Annotated in this window: 19 protein-coding genes and 1 pseudogene; 11 read left to right on the top strand and 9 right to left on the bottom strand. The window is 69.2% G+C overall.

From position 1 onward, the window contains the following. Window positions 1–113 precede the first annotated feature (113 nt). Together OIE69_RS40645 and OIE69_RS40640 are read left to right on the top strand one after the other, a co-directional pair. Window positions 114–1,235 carry a sensor histidine kinase gene (locus OIE69_RS40645; protein ID WP_326580423.1) on the top strand — a complete coding sequence of 374 codons (1,122 nt, stop codon included), beginning with the start codon at window positions 114–116 and terminating at the stop codon, window positions 1,233–1,235. Window positions 1,236–1,243: 8 nt separating this feature from the next. Next, window positions 1,244–2,374: an endonuclease/exonuclease/phosphatase family protein gene (locus tag OIE69_RS40640; RefSeq protein WP_392567700.1), complete on the top strand. Its 1,131-nt coding sequence runs from the start codon at window positions 1,244–1,246 to the stop codon at window positions 2,372–2,374. Window positions 2,375–2,404: 30 nt separating this feature from the next. Here OIE69_RS40640 and OIE69_RS40635 read toward each other — a convergent pair whose 3' ends face one another. Together OIE69_RS40635 and OIE69_RS40630 are read right to left on the bottom strand one after the other, a co-directional pair. Further along, window positions 2,405–3,706: a PP2C family protein-serine/threonine phosphatase gene (locus tag OIE69_RS40635; RefSeq protein WP_326580421.1), complete on the bottom strand. Its 1,302-nt coding sequence runs from the start codon at window positions 3,704–3,706 to the stop codon at window positions 2,405–2,407. 92 nt (window positions 3,707–3,798) lie between these two features. Then, window positions 3,799–5,088 carry a L,D-transpeptidase gene (locus tag OIE69_RS40630; RefSeq protein ID WP_326580419.1) on the bottom strand — a complete coding sequence of 430 codons (1,290 nt, stop codon included), beginning with the start codon at window positions 5,086–5,088 and terminating at the stop codon, window positions 3,799–3,801. Window positions 5,089–5,536: 448 nt separating this feature from the next. Here OIE69_RS40630 and OIE69_RS40625 point away from each other — a divergent pair, with 448 nt between their 5' ends. From OIE69_RS40625 to OIE69_RS40615, 3 genes are all read left to right on the top strand, one after another. Continuing rightward, the gene (locus tag OIE69_RS40625; protein WP_326580417.1) at window positions 5,537–6,079 is read left to right on the top strand and encodes an RNA polymerase sigma factor; all 543 of its coding nucleotides are present in this window, start codon (window positions 5,537–5,539) and stop codon (window positions 6,077–6,079) included. Continuing rightward, window positions 6,076–6,573: a transmembrane transport protein gene (locus OIE69_RS40620; protein WP_326580415.1), complete on the top strand. Its 498-nt coding sequence runs from the start codon at window positions 6,076–6,078 to the stop codon at window positions 6,571–6,573. Before OIE69_RS40625 ends, OIE69_RS40620 begins: the two co-directional genes overlap by 4 nt. Window positions 6,574–6,838: 265 nt before the next feature. Then, the gene (locus OIE69_RS40615; protein WP_326580413.1) at window positions 6,839–7,411 is read left to right on the top strand and encodes a TetR/AcrR family transcriptional regulator; all 573 of its coding nucleotides are present in this window, start codon (window positions 6,839–6,841) and stop codon (window positions 7,409–7,411) included. Window positions 7,412–7,522: 111 nt separating this feature from the next. On the opposite strand, the gene OIE69_RS40610 is transcribed toward OIE69_RS40615, so the two are convergent. Next, on the bottom strand, window positions 7,523–8,323 hold the full coding sequence (locus OIE69_RS40610; RefSeq protein ID WP_326580411.1) for an SDR family NAD(P)-dependent oxidoreductase: 801 nt from the start codon (window positions 8,321–8,323) through the stop codon (window positions 7,523–7,525). Window positions 8,324–8,939: 616 nt separating this feature from the next. Here OIE69_RS40610 and OIE69_RS40605 point away from each other — a divergent pair. The 3 genes from OIE69_RS40605 to OIE69_RS40595 all read left to right on the top strand — a co-directional run bounded on the left by OIE69_RS40605 (window position 8,940) and on the right by OIE69_RS40595 (window position 12,148). After that, a complete protein-coding gene (locus tag OIE69_RS40605) occupies window positions 8,940–11,021 on the top strand; it encodes an NPCBM/NEW2 domain-containing protein (RefSeq protein WP_326580409.1) in 2,082 nt (693 codons plus the stop codon). Between the two features lie 205 nt (window positions 11,022–11,226). After that, on the top strand, window positions 11,227–11,571 hold the full coding sequence (locus OIE69_RS40600) for a hypothetical protein (RefSeq protein WP_326580407.1): 345 nt from the start codon (window positions 11,227–11,229) through the stop codon (window positions 11,569–11,571). An 82-nt stretch (window positions 11,572–11,653) separates the two neighbouring features. Continuing rightward, window positions 11,654–12,148 (top strand): hypothetical protein, encoded by a 495-nt coding sequence (locus tag OIE69_RS40595; RefSeq protein WP_326580405.1) that lies wholly within the window; start codon window positions 11,654–11,656, stop codon window positions 12,146–12,148. A gap of 135 nt (window positions 12,149–12,283) precedes the next feature. Here OIE69_RS40595 and OIE69_RS40590 read toward each other — a convergent pair whose 3' ends face one another. Then, window positions 12,284–12,799, bottom strand: a complete 516-nt coding sequence (locus OIE69_RS40590) for a hypothetical protein (protein ID WP_326580403.1) — start codon at window positions 12,797–12,799, stop codon at window positions 12,284–12,286. A 342-nt stretch (window positions 12,800–13,141) separates the two neighbouring features. On the opposite strand from OIE69_RS40590, the gene OIE69_RS40585 reads away from it, so the two are divergent. Beyond that, window positions 13,142–13,615, top strand: a complete 474-nt coding sequence (locus tag OIE69_RS40585) for a peptidoglycan-binding domain-containing protein (RefSeq protein WP_326580401.1) — start codon at window positions 13,142–13,144, stop codon at window positions 13,613–13,615. 853 nt (window positions 13,616–14,468) lie between these two features. Next, complete coding sequence (locus OIE69_RS40580) at window positions 14,469–15,134, top strand: maleylpyruvate isomerase family mycothiol-dependent enzyme (RefSeq protein WP_326580399.1); 666 nt, start codon at window positions 14,469–14,471, stop codon at window positions 15,132–15,134. A 697-nt stretch (window positions 15,135–15,831) separates the two neighbouring features. On the opposite strand, the gene OIE69_RS40575 is transcribed toward OIE69_RS40580, so the two are convergent. Then, window positions 15,832–16,416, bottom strand: a complete 585-nt coding sequence (locus tag OIE69_RS40575) for a DinB family protein (protein WP_326580397.1) — start codon at window positions 16,414–16,416, stop codon at window positions 15,832–15,834. A gap of 258 nt (window positions 16,417–16,674) precedes the next feature. Here OIE69_RS40575 and OIE69_RS40570 point away from each other — a divergent pair. Beyond that, window positions 16,675–17,017 (top strand): annotated as a pseudogene (locus OIE69_RS40570) (DUF5713 family protein). 259 nt (window positions 17,018–17,276) lie between these two features. Here OIE69_RS40570 and OIE69_RS40565 read toward each other — a convergent pair. The 4 genes from OIE69_RS40565 to OIE69_RS40550 all read right to left on the bottom strand — a co-directional run bounded on the left by OIE69_RS40565 (window position 17,277) and on the right by OIE69_RS40550 (window position 20,627). Further along, the gene (locus OIE69_RS40565) at window positions 17,277–17,957 is read right to left on the bottom strand and encodes a hypothetical protein (protein WP_326580395.1); all 681 of its coding nucleotides are present in this window, start codon (window positions 17,955–17,957) and stop codon (window positions 17,277–17,279) included. Window positions 17,958–18,142: 185 nt separating this feature from the next. Further along, window positions 18,143–18,703 carry a 2'-5' RNA ligase family protein gene (locus OIE69_RS40560; RefSeq protein WP_326580394.1) on the bottom strand — a complete coding sequence of 187 codons (561 nt, stop codon included), beginning with the start codon at window positions 18,701–18,703 and terminating at the stop codon, window positions 18,143–18,145. 175 nt (window positions 18,704–18,878) lie between these two features. Continuing rightward, on the bottom strand, window positions 18,879–19,778 hold the full coding sequence (locus OIE69_RS40555) for a TIGR03619 family F420-dependent LLM class oxidoreductase (protein WP_326580393.1): 900 nt from the start codon (window positions 19,776–19,778) through the stop codon (window positions 18,879–18,881). Window positions 19,779–20,255: 477 nt separating this feature from the next. After that, window positions 20,256–20,627, bottom strand: coding sequence for an iron chaperone (locus tag OIE69_RS40550; protein WP_326580391.1), 372 nt, complete (start codon window positions 20,625–20,627; stop codon window positions 20,256–20,258). Between the last annotated feature and the right edge of the window lie 309 nt (window positions 20,628–20,936).

Genomic DNA, 20,936 nt, shown 5'->3' with positions numbered 1-20,936 from the left:
GCGGACCCGTTCGCCCCTGCCGTACGCGCCACGGTCTCGGCCGTGCGCGAACGGCCCGGTGGCCGGGTACCGCGGCGACACGCGGCCGGCGGCCGACCACGAGGGAGGAGAGCGTGAACAGGCAGCCTGGGTTCAGCGTCCGTTTCAAGCTCACCCTCAGCTACGCCGGTTTCCTCATGTTCGCCGGCCTCCTGCTGCTCGCGGCGGTGTGGGTGTTCCTCCTGCGCTACGTCCCCGATCGCGCGATGCTCATCAACCCCGATGACAGGCTCAAGGGTGTCTTTCCCGTCCGGTCCGCCCTCCTGGACGTCTTCGTTCCGAGGGCAGCCGCGGTACTGGCGTTCCTGCTGGCGTTCGGACTCGTGGGCGGGTGGATTCTCGCCGGTCGCATGCTCGCCCCGCTCACCCGCATCACGGACGCCACGAGCACGGCCGCGAAAGGATCACTCTCCCACCGGATCCGGCTGCCGGGCCGCAAGGACGAGTTCCGTGAACTGGCCGACGCCTTCGACACGATGCTCGCCCGCTTGGAGGCGCACGTGGCCGAGCAGCGGAGATTCGCGGCCAACGCCTCGCACGAACTGCGCACCCCGCTGGCGATCTCGCAGGCGCTTCTCGACGTGGCCCGCAACGATCCGACGCAGGACCTCGGCGAGATCATCGGCCGCCTGCACGCCGTGAACACCCGCGCGATCGACCTCACCGAAGCGCTGCTCATGCTCAGCCGCGCCGACCGGAGGTCCTTCTCCCGGGAGCCTGTCGACCTTTCCCTGCTCGCGGAAGAGGCCGTCGAGACGCTGCTCCCGCTCGCCGAGAAGCGTGGTGTCACCTTCGAGACCTCCGGTGACGTCGCCCTTGCCTTCGGCTCACAGGCGCTCCTGCTGCAGTTGACGACGAACCTCGTCCACAATGCGATCGTTCACAACCTGCCCGACCGGGGGGCGGTGTGGGTGGAGACCGGCGCCGGGCCCGAGACCGTGGTGCTCACGGTCGAGAACTGCGGCGAGAAGCTCTCCCCGCAGTTGGTCTCGACGCTCACCGAGCCTTTTCAGCGCGGCACCGAACGTATTCGCAGCGACCACGCGGGGGTCGGACTCGGCCTGGCCATCGTCCGGCGGATCACCGAGGTGCACGACGGTTCCCTCACCATCACCCCGCGTCCTGGGGGCGGACTCCGTATCGAGGTTCGGCTGCCCGCACCACCGGTGCTTTCCCGAAGGACATCTGACAAGTGAGTGAAGCAGTGCGAGAGGTTCCGGATGCCCGGAAGCAGGGCGACGTCCAAGGGCGCGCCGAGATCGCGGACACGGGTCGGGACGGGCAGGGCGGCGCCGATCGCGGGGGCACCGGCCGGGGCCCCCGACGGGCTCGTATCCGCCGGGCGCTCCGCGGCCTCCGCGGGCCGGAACCGTGGAGGCGCGCCCCGGTGCTCACGGCGCTGGCACTGCTGCTCGGCCTGCTGATGCTGCTGCACGCGGAGATCACGGACAGGGGCGGTCTCGGCAGCCTGGTGGAGACGTTCCTGCCCTGGTTCGGCCTGATCATCGCGCTGTTCCTTGCCGGCGCGCTGTGGCGCCGCTCCGCCGCGGCGGTGGTCGCCCTGCTGCTGCCGGTCGTGGCCTGGCTGAACCTCTTCGGCGGACTGGTTATCGACAAGTCCCAGCCGGGCGCCGACCTCACCGTGGTCAGCCACAACGTCAACGCCGAGAACCCCGACCCGGTCGGTACCGCCCGCAAGCTGGCCGCTTCCGGGGCGGATCTGCTGGCGCTCGAGGAGATGAACCCGCAGACCACGGTCGTGTACGGGAAGGAGCTGGCGAAGGCGTACCCGTACCACACGGTGCAGGGCACGGTCGGGCTGTGGAGCAAGCTGCCGCTGTCGCACTCCCGGTCCGTCAACGTCCTGCGCGGCAATGTCGGGCCGCTGGCGAAGACCCGGAAGGCCGAGGACCTCCCCGTGGACCCGCCTCGGGCGCTGCGCACCACGGTGGCCACGGAGCGGGGGCCGCTGGCCGTGTACGTGGCGCACCTGGGGTCGGTGCGCATGATGCCCAGAGGGGGCTTCTGGACGGACTCGCGTGATGTCGGCGCGGTCGCCCTCGCCAAGGCCGTCACTGCCGAGCGGAACGAGCGGGTGGTGGTGCTCGGCGACATGAACGGCACCATCGAGGACCGCGTCTTCCACGGCCTCACCTCGCAGCTGCAGTCGGCCCAGGAGGCGGCCGGGGACGGCTTCGGCTTCAGTTGGCCGGCGTCCTTTCCCATGGCGCGGATCGATCAGATCCTGGTCAGGGGTGTGAAGCCGAAGAGCTCGTGGGTCCTGCCTCCCACCGGCAGCGACCATCTGCCGGTGGCGGCCGGCATCAGCTGGTGACCCCGCGGTTGCGTGGACGAGCGGGTCGCTTCAGGAGGGCACGACGCGCAAGATCATCATGGCGGTGTCGTCGACGGCGTGCCCGCCGGAGTGGGCGGACGCCGCCTGCCAGAGCCGGTCAAGGGTGTCCGCGGCATTGGCGCCGTGGGTGGCCGCCAGTGCGCGGCCGAGGCGGTCGGCGCCGAAGAGCGGGCCGCGGTGCCGGTCGCGGGCCTCGGTGAGACCGTCGCTGTAGAGCAGTAGCGCGTCACCGGGGCACAGGCGGAAGGCGGTCTCGTCGAAGTCGTCGCGCACGGCCGGGATCTCGGGGCTCAGCAGGATGCCGGTCGCGTCGAGTTCCTCGACGGTGCCGTCCGCGCGGCGAATCAATGCCGGAGGGTGGCCCGCGCTGGCGTAGAGGCCGGTGATTCCTCCGGGGCCGGGCTCGAAGACGGCCATGGCAGCGGTCAGGAAGCGCTCGCTGACGTGTTGATCGACCAGAGCGTCGTGCAGCCGGTGCAGGACGGTGGCCGGGTTGTCGTACCCGTTGGCCTCGGCACGGATGGTGTAGCGGGCCAGGGTGGTGACCTTCACCGCGTCGAGGCCCTTGCCGCACACATCCCCCATGACCGCGGACCATTTCCTGCCGCGGGTCTGGAACAGGTCGTAGAAGTCGCCGACCACCTCGGCTCCGATGGCGCCGGTGGCGTCGGCCGGCCGATGGACCGCAGCCACGTCGAGTCCGGGTGTCTGCGGCAGGCAAGGCGGCAACAGGCTTTCCTGCAATGTCCGAACCAGCGCCGCTGAGGCGTCGCCCGAGGCTTGGGCCTCGCGCAGCGCGTGCCGCAGCGCGATCTCGGAGGACACCGAGCGCGCGAGGATGCGCAGTGCCTCGGACTGCTGCGAGGTGAAGGGCCGGGCGTCCTTGTCGATCACACAGAATCCGCCGATGACGTGCCCGCCCGGCGAGACCACGGGGTAGCCCGCCCAGGCCCCGATCCCCAGCGCGTCGACCGCGGGGAGGTCCTTGACGCGCGGGTCGGTCCTCGCGTCCGGCGCGAGGAGTTCCCTGCCGGTACCGATCAGGATGTGGCAAGGACTGTCGCGGATGCCGTTCTCACGCACCGCCTCAGGGTCCACGCCGACTGCGCTCTTCCAGAACGACCGCCGCCCGTCCGCGACGGTGAAGAAGGCCATGTGCGCGCCCGTGATCGCCAGGGCGAGCTGCGCGATATCGTCGAACGCGCCCTCGGGCCCGGTGTCCAGCAGCCCGGAGGCGGCCACCGCCTCCAACCTCGCCGTATCGAACACCGCCTCGGGCAGTTCTCCGGGTGGGGTCTCATTCACCATCATGAGCTGTTTCCTGTCTTGCCGATCCCCCCGTCGGCGGGCTGTGTATGTCGTTTCCGGGCCTGCACGTCGGGGTGGGCACGGCGGCTGCGGTGTCAGACCGCGCTGCCGGCCTTCCAGGCGCTCCAGCTCATGTTCCAGCCGTTGAGGCCGTTCGCCGGGTCGACGGTCTTGTCCTTGGAGTTCTTCATGATCACGACGTCGCCGACGATCGAGTTGTTGTAGAACCAGTAGGCGTCGGTGGAGGTGTCCCTGGCGCCCTTGGTGTCGTTCAGGCCGATGCAGCCGTGGCTGGTGTTGGCGTTGCCGAACACCGAGTCGGCACCCCAGTAGTTGCCGTGGATATAGGTGCCGGACGTGGTCAGGCGGATGGCGTGCGGCGCGTCCTTGATGTCGTACTCGCCCTTGCCGTCGTCGTCGGTGAAGCCGACGGTGGCGCCGTTCATCCGGGTCTCGGTGAACTTCTCCGACATCACCATCTGGCCGTTGTAGGTGGTGTTCTCGTCGGAGCCGGCGGAGATCGGGATGTTGCGGACGACCTTGCCGTCGCGGACGACCTTCATCCGGTGGGTGGAGGCGTCGACCGTGGAGACCTGGCTGCGGCCGATCTTGAAGCTGACGGTCTTCTCCTGGACGCCGTAGACGCCGTCGGCGCCCTCGACACCGTCCAGGTTCAGCTTCAGGGTGACAGTGGAGCCGGCCTGCCAGTAGGCCTCGGGGCGGAAGTCGAGCCGGGTGGAGTTGAACCAGTGGCCGACGACCTCCTGGCCGCTGCTGGAGCTCACCGCGATCGCCGACTGCACGGCCTTCTTGTCCTCGATCGCCTTGGTGAAGTTGATCGAGACCGGCATGCCCACGCCGACGGTCTGGCCGTTCTCGGGCGTGTAGTAGCCGATGAAGCTGTGCTCGGGGCTCACGGTGGTGAAGGTGGAGTTCTCGGCGGCCTTGCGGCCCTTGCCGTCCTCCGCCTGGGCGGCGATCTTGTACTTCGTGGCCCGCTCGAGCGGGGCATCGGGGGCCCAGCTCGCACCGTCCGCGGAGATCGTGCCCTCCACGTCGGAGCCGTCGGCGACCGAGGTCATCCTGACGGAGATGAGCTCACCATCCGTGACCGAGACCTTCGCGCCGCTGATGATGCTCACGCCACTGGCACCGCTCTTCGCGCTGATCGCTATGCGGGCGTCGGAGGAGTCCTTGGCAGCCGCAGCGTCGACGGAAGCCTGCGTCTTGGCGTTGTCGTCGGAACCGGCACTGCCCGCCTTGTCTCCCCCGCAGGCGGTCAGAGTGATCGCCCCGACGGCGAGCAGCGCCAGTGCTGCCAGCCCGGCTCGCCGCGTACGGAGGGGCTTCAGGTCGGTTGCTGTGCCGGTCTCGGCGCGCTTCACACAGATCTCCAATGTCGTCCGGTAGGCGTTTCCCCGGCCCGGTTGCGTCGCGGGCCACGGCCCTCGATCGAGCCTCGCTTCGTACACGTACGACCAGCCTGGGTCTGCCGTACGTGACTCGACCTGGGGATGTGTGGGGAAGGACACGTGGGCGGCCATCGACCGGTCGTGGTCGGCACGGACGGGCTCGCCCCGCGGCGACACCCAGCCGCGCGCCACGAACCGCGCCTCCCGTGCAGCCTGCCGCTCCTGTGTCGGTGGCCTGAGAATCCGCGTCGGCCGCCCTTGGCTGGGGAGGTGTCCGGCCGCAGACCCGTTTCTCCGGGCCGTCGGATGGTGAGAGCCGGGGAGCCGGCCCGGCCTGACCCCGATGGCCCGTGGGCGTGAACCTTTCCGACGCGAGTACCGACTGTTCCGGTGATGTGGGGCGCGGGGACAGGGAGGTGCAGTGAGCGAGGACAATCGCTCCGGGTTGCTGGTGGTGCGCTGCCAGCTCGGGGAGCGGGAGGCTTTCGGGGAGCTGGCGGGCCTGTGGCATGACGCGCTGTGGCGTTATGTGCGGGCCATGGTCGGCTCACCGCACGTCGCGGACGATCTCGCCCAGGATGTGTGGGTTGCCGTGGCACGCGGGCTGCCGCGACTGCGAGAGCCGGACCGATTCGCCCCCTGGTTGTTCACCATCGCCCGGCGCACGGTGGCCGACCATCGGCGGGAGGCATACAAGACCCCGCGGACGTCGGCGGGGGACGAGGCGGACGTCGCCGACAACGGCTCGCTCAGCGGTCTCCTGACCACGATGGAGATCGAAGCCGGCCTCGGCGAGCTTCCGCCGCCGGAGCGCGAAGTGCTGATCCTCTTCCATCTGCAGGACCTGTCGCTGGCTTCCTGCGCGGAGGTTCTGGGTGTACCACCCGGCACGGTCAAGAGCAGGCTGCACCGCGCGCGTCGCACGCTGCGCGAGATCCTCACCGAAAGGGGCCACGAGACATGAGCGAGCCGGACTACGGAGCGCCCCGGGGCATGCCGGCAGAGCTGGAGCGCGCACTGGCGGCGGAAGTCTCGCTGCGTTCCCGAATGCGGTACGTGGCCGTGGGCCTTGCGGGAGGCTGCGCAGCGGTACTCATCGCCGTGCTGTGGGCGACCGAGCCGCAGACCCTTCCCGTGCGCACCCAGGCGGTCTTCGCCGGCCTGATCGCCGTCGGGCTGGCCTGGGCTGCCGTCGCCGCGTGGGCCCTGACCAGGCGACGCCCGTTGTACGCACAGGACCAGGTGGTGGGGGCCCGGCTCGCTCTCGCGGTGAGCACGGTGACGGGAATCGTCGGGACAGCGTTGGCATCCGTGCGCGGCACCACGACCGCGGCCCTGACCACCGCCCTGGTCGGCATCGCCCTCACCGCGACCGCGGGGGTCCTCCTGGCTCGGGCGCGATCCCGCCGCCGCGAGCTGCTGCGGCTGCGTGATGTGCTCCACGGGGACTGCGCGTGACGGAACGCGTTCCCGGCCGCGAGCGGGGTTTCATCCGACCACCAGTGGGGAGTGAGGCCGGCGCGCGGGTTGTGGCTCGACGGCCGCCGAAAGCACGAGCCGTTCCACTCGGTCGCGGGTGACCCGATCGTCGCCACAGGGCCCGGTCGGGCGCGGCGGCCGTCGCTGGGGGCCGGCGGTCAGCTGCGGCGAACGTTAGACGTCGGGCATAATCTTAGATGTCGGGTGTCAGTCCGCTGGCCGGCGGCGCTACGGAGGGTGAAGGATGAGTCGCGTCTCACAAGCAGAAGCAAAAGCCAACCGAGAGCGAGTGGTGGCCGCGGCATCTCAGATGTTCCGCGAGAACGGTGTGGCCAAGGTCGGCATCGCAGATGTGATGAAGACCATCGGGCTCACCCAGGGCGGCTTCTACAAACAGTTCGCCTCCAAAGCCGCGCTTGTCGACGAAGCAGCCGCCAAAGCCTTCGCCGACAACCTCCAGGACCTCAAGGCCCTGGACCAGGAAGCCGGGGAACATCAAGCGGCCTGGCAGTCGCTGCTCGAGTCCTACCTCTCCGTCGAGCATCGCGACGACCCTGGTCACGGCTGCCCCGCGGCCGGCTTCGCGGGCGATGTCGCGCGTGAGCCCGAGCACAGGGAGACCTACGCCAAGGGCATCCATGAGGTCGCGGAGTGGATCGCGCCGGGGGACGCCGGCCTGGCGGCCTATGCCACCATCGTCGGCGGCGTACTCCTTGCGCGCGCGACCGCAGGCACGCCTCTGTCGGAGCAGATCCTTCAGGCCGCGCGTGCAGCGGTGGCGACAGCTGCCGACAGCCGTCAGTCGGCAACCGACTGACGGCTGTAGGGTGCGGCGCACGCATGGGCGACCCCTTGTCGCCGCCGCAGTACCGCGGGCCGGGGGCGGATGGCCCCCGGCCCGCAGCAGTGAGCGTGCTCGCGCCCGCGGTCAGCGGGCGTAGCGTCCGGCGGGGTGCGTGAGGGACAGGCCCGGGACGAGTGCCTGGCGGGCGTTCTCGTACTCCTCCCACCTGGCGTACTCCGGCAGCGAGGGGATCGTGACCAGCTCACCGGCGTCAAGACCGGCGAGCGCGGCCCGCGCTGCGTCGCGGGGTGCCATGACGGCCTCCTTGGGCAGCTGGTGCAGTTCGATGCCCGAGCCGTCCCAGATCGCCGTCTCCAGCGCTCCCGGCACCACGACCTGCACCCGGACGCCGGAACCGGCGAACTCCTGCGCCAGAGCCTGGGTGAACGCGATCACATATGCCTTCGTCCCGCTGTACACGGCGCCCACGGGCAGGATGTTGAGGGCGAGAGCGGACGAGATGTTGACGATCGCGCCCGAGCCCCGGCCGGAGAAGGCCTTCGCGGCGGCGGCCGCAAGCCTGGTGGTGGAGGTCAGGTTGAACGTGATCAGCCACTCCAGCCGGTCCGGGTCCGCCGCGGACAGGGGGCCGAACAGGGCGCTGCCGGCGTTGTTCACCAGCATGTCGATCGAGGGGTCGGTCGCCAGGCGGTCCTCGACGCTCCGCACGCCCTTCGGCGTGGCCAGGTCGGCGCTCAGCACCGAGACCTCGACGCCGAAACGCTCCACGAGGTTCGCCGCGGCGGACCCCAGCCGCGCCTGGTCGCGGGCGACGAGCAGCAGGTCGCGCCCGCGCGCCGCCAACTCCTCGGCGTAGGCGGCACCCAGACCCGCGGTCGCGCCGGTGACGAGCGCCGTCCCGGCCTTCGCTGTGGACATGGTCATCCCTCTTCCTTCAGTCGAAGTCGCACCTTTAGATTGAGACAGTAATCTAAAGCGGGGATGGTCGTCCATCCCGGCCCCTGCGACACGGGACATGGCCGGCGAACGGTGTCAGAGCCCGGGCACTTCGGTGCGGTCCGCGTCGCGGCTGCATCACGATCACCCGGCGGGGTGTTCCGCATCCCGCGCCCGCATCGCCTCCCGGTTGCGCCGAGCACCTCCGTGCCGACGCTGGGAGCGAGCCGACGGCGCCGGCGACACGGCGTTCGTCAGGGGTGAGACGTCGCGTCGCAGACAGGGCCGTACACCTGCCGCAAACGCTTCCAGCGGCAACAGACCTCGCGCGTCTCCTCACGTGCCACTTCTGACGTCAGGTCATGGATGCCCCGGTTGGTGACGGTTGGGCCACCTCACGAGGCCCCACCAGTAACTCTTAATTTAGGAATTATTATTGACGTGCGCCGGTAACCCCTGCAGGATCCTGGAAACGAGATCGCAGGCGCGCGGGCATGGACGGGTCCGAAGACCACCGCCGCACCCTCCACGAGGGAGCGGCACCTCAGGGTCATGACCGGGACGGGTCGGCACGCCTGATCGATCGGACAGCGAAGGATCCGATGTGAAACGACATCTCACCGCCCTCCTCGCCCTCGTGGCCGGCTTGCTGGCGCTGCCGGCACCCGCCTACGCGAGCCCGGCGGCGGCCACTGCCACGGCAGGGGCGCCGGCATCCGGGCAGGTGCTGAGCCCGACGCCGTACATGGGCTGGAACACCTACTACGCGTTCGGTGGCGATCCCACCGAGGCCGAGATCAAGTCGACTGCCGACTTCCTCGTCAGCAGCGGCCTGCGCGACGCCGGCTACCAGTACGTCTGGATCGACGGCAACTGGGCGGCGCCGACCCCGCGCAGCGCGGCCGGTGACCTGACGCCCAACCCCGCCCAGTTCCCGAACGGGCTGAAGCCGCTGGTCGACTACATCCACTCCAAGGGCCTGAAGGCCGGCATCTACACCGACGCCGGCCCGTACATACCGGGCAAGTGCGGACTCGGCAGCCACGGCTACTACCAGCGTGACGCGGACCAGTTCGCGGCGTGGAAGTTCGACGCGGTCAAGGTGGACTACCTCTGCGGTATCGCCGCGGACCTCGACCCGAAGACCGTGTACACCGAGTTCGCGCAGGCGCTGCGGAACAACGCCAGCAAGCGCCCCATGATCTTCAACCTCTGCAACCCGGTGACCTCCCCCGACTGGGGCAACTACCCGGAGGAGCAGCAGTCGACGTACTCCTGGAGCTACGCCCCGAAGATCGCGCAGTCCTGGCGGACGTACACCGACGTGGGCTTCGTCGACGAGATCAAGTTCAAGGACGTGCTGCGCAACTACGACGCGAACGCGCGGCACCCCGAGGCCGCGGGTCCCGGGCACTTCAACGACCCTGACTACCTCGGTCCCGAACACGGAATGTCCGACGAGGAGTTCCGTACCCAGATGACGCTCTGGTCGGTGGCGGCCGCCCCGCTGATCATCGGCAGCGACGTCACCAAGCTGGGCAAGACCTCGCTCAGCACTCTGTCCGACCCCGATGTGCTCGCGATCAACCAGGACCCCGCCGTCGTCCAGGCCGTCCGCGTCGGCCCCGCCGGCACGACGGAGACCTGGGTGAAGCGGCTCGCCAACGGTGACCGTGCCGTGGTCCTGCTGAACCGGGGCGACAGCCCGGCGACCCTGACCACGAGGGCGTCTTCGGTCGGTCTGTCCGGCCACCGGTTCACCCTGAAGAACGCCTGGACCGACGAGGTCACCGAGAGCGCCGGCACCATCAGCGCCGCCGTCCCGGCCCACGGCGCGGCCCTGTTCCGGGTCCGCCCGGCCACGGGCAAGCTCGGCCTTCCGCACGTCGTCGCCGGCCTGCCGCAGGTGACGAAGGTCGGCAGCGACACGGTGCCCGCCGGATCCGCTCCCCTGGTCGCCGGCGGCGACCAGGCCCAGGTCGAGGTCACCGTCCGCAACGACGGTACGCAGCCGGTCCTCACGCCGCAGGTGGAGCTGGCGGTGCCCGCCGGCTGGACGGCCCGCCCGCTCGGCAAGGCGCCGAAGCTGCTGGGCATCAACAAGTCCGCGACCCTCGCCTACACGGTGACCCTGCCGGCCGACGCCGCGCCGGGCAACGCCACGGTGACCGCCGGCACGTCCTACACGGTGGTCGGCAAGGGACGCCTGCGGCAGGAGACCGCCACGGCGATCGTCGTCGCACCGGCGGCGCCGCACGGCGACACCGTGCTGTCCCACCACCAGTGGATCAGCGCCACCAGCGGCTGGATGAGCCCGACCGTCGACAACAGCGTCGGCGGCTGGTCGCCGATCAGCATGCTCGGCCAGGTCTACCCGACCGGCATCGGGGTCGCCTCGCCGTCCACCGTCCGCTACTACCTCGGTGACCGGTGCAGCCGGCTGACCGCGACCGTCGGCATCGACGACGCGGTGCGCAACGTCGGCCCGGAGGGTGGCACGTCCACCTTCCAGGTCATCGGTGACGGCAAGGTGCTGTACGACAGCGGTGTGGTCACCCGCGACGACGTCCACCAGGCCGACGTCGACCTGACCGGCGTCCGGGTCCTCGACCTCGTGGTCGGCGACGCCGGCGACGGCGGCTACAACGACCGCGCCAACTGGGCGGGCCTCGACGCCACCTGCTGACCCGGCTCGGCCGCACCCAGGAGGCACCACACCGGGGTGCGGCCGCTCCGCCAAGCCTCTCGACACGCCGTGACGCGGTTGCGCGTCACGGCGTGTCGCTTGGTCGGCCCACGACGGGGAGCGCACCACACCGGCGGGCAGCAGCACTGCTACTGTGCGGACGCCCTCGGCCCGACCGACGACCGGATTCGGAGAGCACCCGCAGATGGCCCACACCTCGGGATCCTTCCCCTCCGCCGCCGCCTACGCCGACGGCGTGGTGGGCGGCACAGGCGCCCCCTTCCGTCGGAGCGATATCGAGTCCAGCGCCTTCACGCGACTGCCGGAACTGCACAAAGCGGTCGCCACGGCCGGTGCCGACCTCGACCACACCAAAACCCGGCGGGACCACGCACTGTCCGCGGGCTGGCTCGTTCTCCTGTTCGCGCCACTGGCCCTGCCCCTTCTGGCGATCCTGGCCGTCAGACATGAGGACTCCGCAGTACTCCTGCACGTCGCCATCGCGCTGATCTGCGCTGGCCACATCGCACTGCGCGCCAAGACGCGGTAGGCCCCCATCCTCACGTGCCGGGCCGCGCCGAACGCCGCTTGAGATCCCCGGGATGTCAGTGCTCTCCACTACGGTGCGCGGCATGAGGCACTGGATACGCCAGCCACTCCCGCAGCACGAAGAGATCAACGTCGTCTTCTTCCGGGGCATGTCCCTGGACACGCTCACGCGAGGACTCCTCGCCGCGCAGCGGATGCCGCTCGCGTACGGCAAGGGCACCGAGTGGGGGGTGATGATGCACCCCATGCTCAGCTGGAAAAACGATGACTACGACCTCACGAACTACGGGCCGCTGTGCCGGGACGGTGGAGAGCTGGTCGTCTTCGTGACCGAACCATGCAGCGCCAAGGGTTTCCCTCCCGACTTCGACTACTACCGCGATGGGCGCCTGCTCACCTGCTTCAGCTTCGAGGCCCTGGACTACCCGGGTGGCGACAAGCCCAACCTGCTGCTTCCTGCGCTCATCGAGGCCAAGGCGGTCGGTCCGGACGCGGACCACGACAGCGGTGACTACGTGGAACGGATCGCGCAGGCGATCACGGAATTCTTCGAACTACCCGAACTCGACATGCCCTGACACCGAGCCCCGGACACCGCACCGGCTCATCCCTTGCTGCAGTCGAGCGGGCAGCCTGCAGGACTGCCGGCGATCGGGCGGTTCCCCTCGTCCGAGCGTCGCCGTTTCTCACGGGGCGGCGGAGGGTGCGCACACTCACGCCACGGACACCGAGCCGTTCTCCACGACGTAGTGAGGCCGGCCGTCGGCTGAGCTGAGGAAGCGCCAGTCCTCCCACTCCGAGCGTCCTGCCGGGAACACCTCCAGGGTCAGCCCGGACGACAGCGTCAGCCGCAGGTCGAACTCGTCACCGACGTAGACCTCTTCGACGGCCGGGGCTTGAGCGGCGACAATCCACGAGACAGCCTCGACCCGGTCGTCGAACCGGCTGGTCCCGATCTCGCCTCCGGCAGCGAAATCAGCGCCGGAACTCGCTCCCGGAACATACAGATCGCCCTTTTCGACCACGACTGCCGCACCGCGGACGAGTCGCCACCGGCATTGCACGTGGAGAGCCAGTTCCGGGAGCGTCGTGTGCTCGCCGCGGAAGTTCACCCACGGCACCTCGTCACCGAACGTGAGCCAGACCAGCGTCGCAGCCCGGCCGATGGCCGTGAACGGATGCCCTTCCAGCTCACGCAGCGCGTCGCGTGCCGCCACCAGGCTCGACACCGCAGTCCTCCCTTCTCCGACGCTGACGGGATCGGCTACACACACGAGCAGGGTGGGTGACGGCATCAGGACGTCAGGATACGGACGCACCGACTCTGGGGCCTGCGGAATTACGTGCTCGTCCGCAGGTTCGGGCCGGCGCCTGCCGCAGAGGCAACGAACCTGACATCGGCCATCCGCGCGTGTCCCGGGGACCGCTGCAACCGCCGCGCAACCGCACCGCAAGCGACCAGGTGGACAGTCCAGCTGCGGATCTTCCCGCCGCGGGCCCCGGCGTCCGAGTCGGGAGCCGAGCGTGCCGGTCCGGCGTGAGAGTCGGGCCGATTTCTACGAGGAGGACTCATGAGACGGAGCATCACCAGCCTCGCCATCGCCCTGCTGGCCATGGGCGGCGCGGCCGTGAGCACCACCCCCGCGGCGGCGGCCCCACCCACCTGCAACGCTGTCAAGGCCGTGCCGGGAGCCGGCGGCTACCCTCTGAAGGCACTCGTGTACTCGGGAACCGGATCCACCACCTGCGCCCTTCAGCAGGGCAACTCGGGCGCAGCGGTCAAGGAGCTGCAGATCGCCCTGAACAAGTGCTTCTACCTGGCCTACGACAGAACCGCGAAGTACTGGCCACTGAAGGAGGACGGTGACTTCGGCGACAACACAAGGAAGGCACTGACCGAGGCACAGGACTACTTCACGAATGTACCCGCCGACATCGACGGCGTGTACGGGCCGATCACCCGGGACCTCCTACTGTGGAGGGCCCAGAACCACAATGGCTGCTGGTACTTCGGAACGATCAACGCCAAGGGCTCGGCCTCGTGAGGGCTACAAGAGGGTAGGCGGGGGGGTGCGCCGATCACGCCGGAAGTCGGCGGCAGCCGGAGCGGGCTGTCACTGGCCTGGCGGTTGCACAGCCCCCGCCGGTTGCGGGCAACCGGCGGGGGCGCTGCCGGTAGTGACGCCGTACCACGCGGCACCTGGCAGGGGCATGCGCGTACCCTTCGTCAGCACGGCGGATGTCGTCGAGCTCTGCCGAAGACAACCGCCGGCGATGCCGGTGGCGTGTCCACGTGTGCGTGACTTCTCCGTCTGACGCACTCCCACCGCACCTTCGAGAGTCCTTCCGCGCTTCCCCCATGACGTCGTCATCGGGGCCGCGGAAGGGGCACTACACGACCGCACGCCCTGGCGGCCCGGGCCGAACTCGACCTGTCGGACGTCGACGGACGAGCCCTCGACGGACTCGACGACATCCGTTCCTACCTGCTTCGCAACGAAGGCGAGTAGCCGTTTCAGGCCAGCTTTTCCGGTGAGGACCCAACCAGATGACGCAGTGGCGGATCATGCTGCCCTGGGCCGAAACAGCGCGGGGCTCCTCGGGATACAGGCGGTCTCGCCGTTGTCCGCGTGGGACCGGTCCGCGGCCCGGCTGCCCGAGCGGCTGGCGGCCTTTGCGTCCGTGAAGGAGCAGGGCCGCAGCCCACGCTGTGCCTGCCGACTGCGGGATCTACCGGCGCGCGGGGGACCCGGGTGCCCGGCTGCCGGAGGAAGCTTCGTCACGGGCGATGACTTTGCGCTTGGACAAGAGTCTCCCTCACGCATGCCCCTGCCGGACGCCACCGGCTCCGGCCCGCCCGCGATGCAACGCACGTCCCGTGACAGGAGACCCTTCCCCATGACCGATCCGGACCTGACAGCAGACCAGAGCCGCGGGACCGGGGTCTGGCCCTCGATCCGCACCGAGCGGGCGGCGCTGGCGGCCGATCTCGCAGATCTGACCGACCAGCGCTGGGCAACGCCGTCCCTGTGCACCGGCTTGACGGTGCGTGAGGTACTGGCGCACCTCACCGCCTCCGGAAGCCTCAATGCCGTGCGCTGGATGGCCGGAGTGATCCGCTGCAGGTTCGACTTCGACAAGCAGGTCGCCATGCGACTGGCCGAGCAGTTGGGCACCACCCCCGGCGAGACCCTCGAACGGTTCCGCCGCATCGTCCCCAGCACCACCAAGCCTCCCTTGCCCGCCATCGCCATGCTCGGCGAGACGATCGTCCATGCCGAGGACATCCGGCGCCCGCTGGGCATCCGCCACGACTACCCCATCGAGGCCGTGACCCGGGTCGCCGAGTATTACCAGGGTTCCGACCTCGTGGTCCTCGCCAAAGGACGCATCGACGGACTGAAGCTCGTCGCCGACGACGGCCCCTTCACCACCGGCAGCGGCCCCCTCGTCTCCGGCTCCACCCTGGCCCTGATCATGGCAACGACCGGACGCGCTTCCTACTGTGACGACCTCGAAGGCGACGGTGTGGAACTCCTCCGCAGCCGCTGCCAGACAGCATGACCCCGCGTCCTGGGTCCTGGCGCCGAATCCGTCCCCACCCAGTGAACGACGGCACGCCCGTGGCGAACCGGCCGATGACGACCACCACCACGACGCCGGGCATGCGGCCAGTCAGCTCACGCCAGAACTCTCAGCCCGAGCCGACCCGCCCCATCCCCGAAGAAGAAGTACCGTCTGCGCTGCGGCGGCGGCTGACCAGGGACATGCCGCCATGCATCATCAGCCGCTCGCGCAGGCCGGCACCGGAGGGGCCGTCGCTTCCTGCGGGCCGGCGGCGCGAGCGGAGGGGGTCGACGCTCTGACCGGCCGAGACAGAATTCTCTAAGTCGGTGTCTCACGTGGCGAGTTTCGCGAGCTTCTTGTAGCGGGTCAGGGCGGCGGCCAGGCCGAGGAAGTGCGAGCCCTATCGTTCGTATCGGACGCCGCGTCGACGATCGCCGAGGTCCAGTCAACCTCGCCCCGGCCCCGAGTTCGTCCAGCACCGCCCGGTACAGCCGCTGTTCAGCGCGTACACCACCGCCGTGAACACGGCCCGCTCGTCACACGGCGCGGTCCCACCACCTTGCGGACGAGCAGCGCACGACGGCAGCAACGGGGCGGCGATCTGCCGGAGTTCATCAGGAGTCAGACGCTTCGATAGATCAGCCCCCACGACCGGCATCATGCCGAACGAACATCAAGTCACGTGAGACAACCGCTAAGCCTTGATTGGTGCGGCCGACCTGGCGGCCTGCTCGATCTTCGCGCAGTAGGCTGCACGGGCTTCCTCGTCGATCTGCTTCTCGTGTTCGGCGCGCAACCCGGTCCGGCCGTCGAGGCCCTCGCGCAGGATGTCGGCGTGCCCGGCATGCCGGATGGACTCGCCGAGGACATGGACCATGACGGCGAACAGGTTCGTGTCGGCATAGGGCTCCGGCCACCACGGCACGTGGCCGGGGGCGTCGAGGGGAAGCTCGTTGATCGTCGCGTCCGAGTGTTCCCACGTGCGCCGGTAGGATCCGATGATCTGATCGCGAGTCTCGTCCTCGGTCGCCCACAGATCGCTGCCGTTGGACTCCTGCCACCGGGGCAGCGGTTCCGGGGAAGGGCGGTCGAAGACCTCGCCGAAGTACCTGGCCTCGACGCTGGCCACGTGTTTGACCAGGCCGAGAAGGTTGGTCCCGGTCGCTGTCAACGGTCGGCGGGCATCGTATTCGGACAATCCGTCGAGTTTCCAGAGCAGCGCCTTGCGGTCCCGCCGCAGCCGCCCGTGCAGGTTGTCTTTCGCGAATTCATCGATCATGCGGCATGAGCCTGCCATGGGCTGCTCGTGGTCTCAAGATCCCATACGTGGCCGCAACGACGGGCAGAGCCGAGGCCTGGCCATGGCCGCCGCCCTGACCTGCTACAACGTGCTCGCGAAACTTGCCACGTGGGACAACCTCCGAAGCCTGTTGCGAAAGCCCTGTTCACGAAGGGTCTGGCATACATAGGTGGCGTCGGTGTCAGTGGTGCCATACATGATCGGCGCGTCACCTCTCCGCGGAGATAGGGAAGCTCCATGCCGATCACAAACCAGCAGGTGGCGGGACACGCGTTCCTGCGGCAGATGTACAACGACTCGTACTTCCCTGATCGCGTAGTCGACCGGGGCAGGGCGATCTTGCTGCGGCTGTGCGCGCGGATTGAGGCCGAGCAGCCGTCTCATTTGGGGACCTTGTACACGCTCACCCAGGCTGCGACAGAGGAGTTCAACCTGCTGGAACAAGGAGTTCGTGGCGGCCGGGAGCGCGATCGAGACGGTTGCGCGTGAGTGGATCTGTGACGAGTTTCGCTTCGTCGCGTTGGCATACGGGTTCACGGACGTGGATCCGGAGGAGCTGACCTCTGGCCGGAACTGGTGAACGAGGACAGGAAGGCCACCTCCGGTCAAAGCCATTCGTCAACGGCTGCGATCAGCACATCCGCCTCGTAGCAGATCGCGAGGATGTCGTACCGATTGGAGACCGAACGGGGCGCTTGAGGTTGATCATCGCCTGGTCCCGGGCGGCGGATTCGGCCCAGCCCGCGGTGGCGGTGAAGGGGGTCATCATGGACGCGGAGGCGCGACGTACGGAGAACCCGTCGGTGCCATGCCCGGCGGGGGTCGTTCAGGACCAGGTCTCAGACCCATCGGGCCGGGCGTTCGGGGAACCCCTGGCCGAGCGTCGAGAGGCTCGGATACGGCAGGGACCCGACGAAGTCGGAGCCGGCCAGCAGCGCCCGGTCCGCCACCACGACATGGACCCGCGGTGGGCGGTCGGGGTCGCCGGTCAGGAACGGCTCCTCCAGGACGACCGCGTCGTCGAAGCGCGTCCATCGGGTAAGGCTCCCACCCGTCACGGAGCTACTCCTCCCGCGGGAGACGAACTCCACGGCGTCGAAGTACCGGAGTCCGAAACCCCGCAGGACCGTCCAACCCCGCAGCGTCGACCACAGGGCCATCGTCTCCACGAATTCCGTGAAGCCGGCGAACATGTCCGTGTACTCGCTGCTCCAGGAGACCCCGACCCTCCCGTCGCGACGCAGAACGATCGCGCAGGGTGCGTACTGGTTCTCCGCGATGGGGATGAACTCGTATCCCTCGGAGGACGAGGTCCAGCCGCCCGGGGAGACCCAGAGCCGGGTCCACCCGTAGTAGTTCCCCCCGTAGCCCGGAAGGGTGCTCCCCTCCCACTCCTCCGAGAGAAGTTCGATCAGTGCTCCCGTCTCGGACGGGAAGTCGATGGAATCGACCTCGCGAAGTCCACGCGGGGCACGTACCTCCTCGTTGAGGAACCGGACGGACTCGGCTGTCGGTTTCACCCGGACGCTCCTGTCAGGGATGGCGGACTTGGTCAGGTCGGCTGAGATGTTGCGCGGCTCGGCCTGCTGGTTGCCTGCCGAGTAACCTGCGGGGTCGAAGCAGTCCCTGGGTCTGAAGGCGCTGCTGCCAGCCATACGCGCCAACCCGGTCAGCGTTGCCGGTCACGGCAATGGTGCGACTCCGCTCAAGTTCGCGGAACGGAGACCCGTGGTGCACGCAGGGCGAAATCCGCCTGTTCACGCCACACGATGCCGTCGAAGACCAACAACTGGACCGAACTGACGTGCGTCGCGACCGGCAGTCGACTCGCCAGTTCGGCCTCAACGGCGTCCAGCACACTCGGCTCCTGGCCGTCCACCACCGTCAGATGTGGAACGACCTCGGCAAACCGGCCCCCGTACGGCGGCGCCTCCGGCCACCGGTCAGCGACGGCCAGGGTGAATGCCCGGAACTGCTCGTCCGGCTCCGGGGCGAGGTAGAGCACCCCGGGGAAGCGACCGCACCTCCCGAAACGAAGATCGAAAGCCCTGTGGGATCCGAAGAGTTCCTCCAGGACACCCAAGACTTGATCATCGATGCGGTCCTGGTTCAGAAACGGATAGAGCACCGACACGTGCGCCGGGACCTCGGCCTCCGCCGACACGTCGAACCGCTCACGCCATCCGCCCACGACCGGCTCGGCCTCGGGCACCTTGACGATCAGGGCTGTCTCGCCCGCCCGATACCGACCCGCGCCGTCTGCCATGGCGACATGATGCCAGCCGATCGACCCCCGCCAGCAAGATCAGGACCTCCACCTACTTCTTCGGAGCCGGGCTGGAAATGCCCGGCCGGGCGGGCCCGGTGGCGAAACGCGGCGGGGCCGGCGTGTTCGGGGGCGGGAGGCGGGGCCGCCTCCCGCCCACAGACCCGCGGGAGCGTCAGCCGCGCGCGACGAGGTCCAGTACCTGCGCCATCTCCTCCAACGTGGCATCGACGTTCGGAGCGGTCATGTTCTCGATCATGAAATGGTCGATACCGGTCCGCTCGCCCAGCATCTTGATGATGTCCACGAGCCGGCCGACCGACACGCCCTCGGACGGGTTGATGCGCATGATCGTGTCGATTTCGCCGGGGTCGCGCCCTGCCTCCGTGGCCGCCGCATGGATCGCCGCCCGCTGGGCCAGCACTGCGTCCACGTCGAGATATTCCGGCACCACGCACGCGGGAAGCCAGCCGTCGGCCCGCTGACCGATGCGCTTGAGCGCGGCGCCGGAGAAGCCGCCGATGTAGAACGGCAGGCGCGGCTTCTGTACGGGCTTCAACGGGGCGTACTGGAGGGGAACTTCGATGTGGGCGCCGTGATACTCGACCGGATCCCGGGTCCACAGCAGATCCAGCGCGTCCAGCAACTCGTCCATCCGGGCGCCGCGCTTGCGGAAGTCCACGTTCGCGCTCTCGAACTCCTCGATGGACCAGCCCACGCCGAAGCCCGGGATCAGGCGGCCTCCACTGACCAGGTCGATCGTGGTCAGGCTCCTGGCCAGTTGCACCGGCGGATAGAGCGGCGCGATCAGGACGTGGGCCCCGAGCTTGACCCTTTCGGTCACGGCCGCCGCGATGCCCAGCATGACGAACGGGTCCGCGGCCGTCCGGTACACCTCGGGAATGTGGTTGCCCACGCCGCCGGCCCCGATCTTGGGATGGACCGGGACGAAGTTCCGGTCGCCCACCCACAGGCTCGCGGCCCCGGCCTTCTCCGCCTCACGCGCGAACTCGGCCGCCCGGTCCACCTCGTGGGCGGCGTTATTGAGATAGGGGATCGCAAATCCGATCTGCATCTGCACTGTCCTTCGTTCGGGGAGCCATGGGCGGGTGGGTGATGTCCGGGCCTCGTGGCAACGCGTGCCACGCCGCACCGGGGAGCGATCCCGTCGTCGCCTCGCCGAACCGGCCCGGCACACGCGGGGTCGGCACTCGGCGAGGGGGCCTCGCATGACCCCTGGCACACCACCCGGGCGAAGCAACACACAACCCCAAATATACTTGCCGAGTCAAGCATCAGCCCGGCTCCGCGCCATTCACCGGGTCCGAACCCGCGGTCCCGGCACGCACCTCCGTCAGCGGCGGCCCCGCTCATCAGGGATCATCCGCTGATCCGTGCCTCAGGGCAGCCCCGCGCCCTGCCGCACCGTTGGGGCATGACCACCGACCCCGAACACCGCACGGCTCGGGCTCCGGCAATGCCCGCATCACCGCAGTCGTGGTGTGCCCTGCCGCGCTCGTCAACAGCAGCCGCCGCGGACGGTCTGCGGGCGTCACATCCAGAGCACGCCGTCGTTCTCGTGCTCGCGGACTCGGAAGGCGATCATGCGGCGCAGCAGATCGATCGGGACGGGCCGTCCGTAGGGGAGCTGGACCGAGCCCTTGCCGGTCGAGAAGCCGTCCAGGTCGGCGTCGAACGCCTCGCGCGTGCTGGGCGTGAACACGACGTTGGCGTGCTTGGCGTGGGCACTGGCCACGAACAGGATGGTGCCGGACGGGTGCACCCAGGCGGGATGTCCCCACTTGATCGCCTCACTCGCCTCCGGAGCCCCTTCGATGGCCAGCGCCCGTACCTGCTCGAGCACCTCGCGGCTCTTCCCGGTGATCCCTTCGATGTACGCATCGACGGTCTGCGGCCTGTCCATGGCGCCAGTCTGGCACCCCCGCCTCGCAGCCGTCCTCACTGGCTCGAGACGTCGCCCGCCGGCATTCGATGGCACACGCTCATGGCTCGGGCACGGCTGACCATGGCGTCGGACGGCGGTTCGCCCCGTGCGGGGCCGCGGATCCGCACGGGGAGTCGGGCCGGGCGGGTAAACTCGCGGGGAAGTGCGATCCCGCAGACATCGGTACCCGGCGTCGGCACGCACGACTCAGCTGGACCCCACGCGGTATCGACGGGACCATCCGCTGTCGGTCACCGTCTTGTCTTCGGCTCGTTCTGGCGACTCCCC

Source organism: Actinacidiphila glaucinigra (assembly GCF_035918135.1).
Classification (GTDB): Bacteria; Actinomycetota; Actinomycetes; order Streptomycetales; family Streptomycetaceae; genus Actinacidiphila; species Actinacidiphila glaucinigra.
Note: the sequence above shows the minus strand (reverse complement) of the source record. Positions and strands in the feature narration are given on the sequence as shown.

Bases quoted from the DNA above. Each gene is read 5' to 3' on its own strand.
- OIE69_RS40600 (WP_326580407.1), top strand. From the start codon at position 11,227: ATGGCCCACACCTCGGGATCCTTCCCCTCCGCCGCCGCCTACGCCGAC.
- OIE69_RS40610 (WP_326580411.1), bottom strand. From the start codon at position 8,323: ATGACCATGTCCACAGCGAAGGCCGGGACGGCGCTCGTCACCGGCGCG.
- OIE69_RS40560 (WP_326580394.1), bottom strand. From the start codon at position 18,703: ATGGCAGACGGCGCGGGTCGGTATCGGGCGGGCGAGACAGCCCTGATC.
- OIE69_RS40635 (WP_326580421.1), bottom strand. From the start codon at position 3,706: ATGATGGTGAATGAGACCCCACCCGGAGAACTGCCCGAGGCGGTGTTC.
- OIE69_RS40595 (WP_326580405.1), top strand. From the start codon at position 11,654: ATGAGGCACTGGATACGCCAGCCACTCCCGCAGCACGAAGAGATCAAC.
- OIE69_RS40615 (WP_326580413.1), top strand. From the start codon at position 6,839: ATGAGTCGCGTCTCACAAGCAGAAGCAAAAGCCAACCGAGAGCGAGTG.
- OIE69_RS40585 (WP_326580401.1), top strand. From the start codon at position 13,142: ATGAGACGGAGCATCACCAGCCTCGCCATCGCCCTGCTGGCCATGGGC.
- OIE69_RS40555 (WP_326580393.1), bottom strand. From the start codon at position 19,778: ATGCAGATCGGATTTGCGATCCCCTATCTCAATAACGCCGCCCACGAG.
- OIE69_RS40550 (WP_326580391.1), bottom strand. From the start codon at position 20,627: ATGGACAGGCCGCAGACCGTCGATGCGTACATCGAAGGGATCACCGGG.
- OIE69_RS40580 (WP_326580399.1), top strand. From the start codon at position 14,469: ATGACCGATCCGGACCTGACAGCAGACCAGAGCCGCGGGACCGGGGTC.
- OIE69_RS40620 (WP_326580415.1), top strand. From the start codon at position 6,076: ATGAGCGAGCCGGACTACGGAGCGCCCCGGGGCATGCCGGCAGAGCTG.
- OIE69_RS40575 (WP_326580397.1), bottom strand. From the start codon at position 16,416: ATGATCGATGAATTCGCGAAAGACAACCTGCACGGGCGGCTGCGGCGG.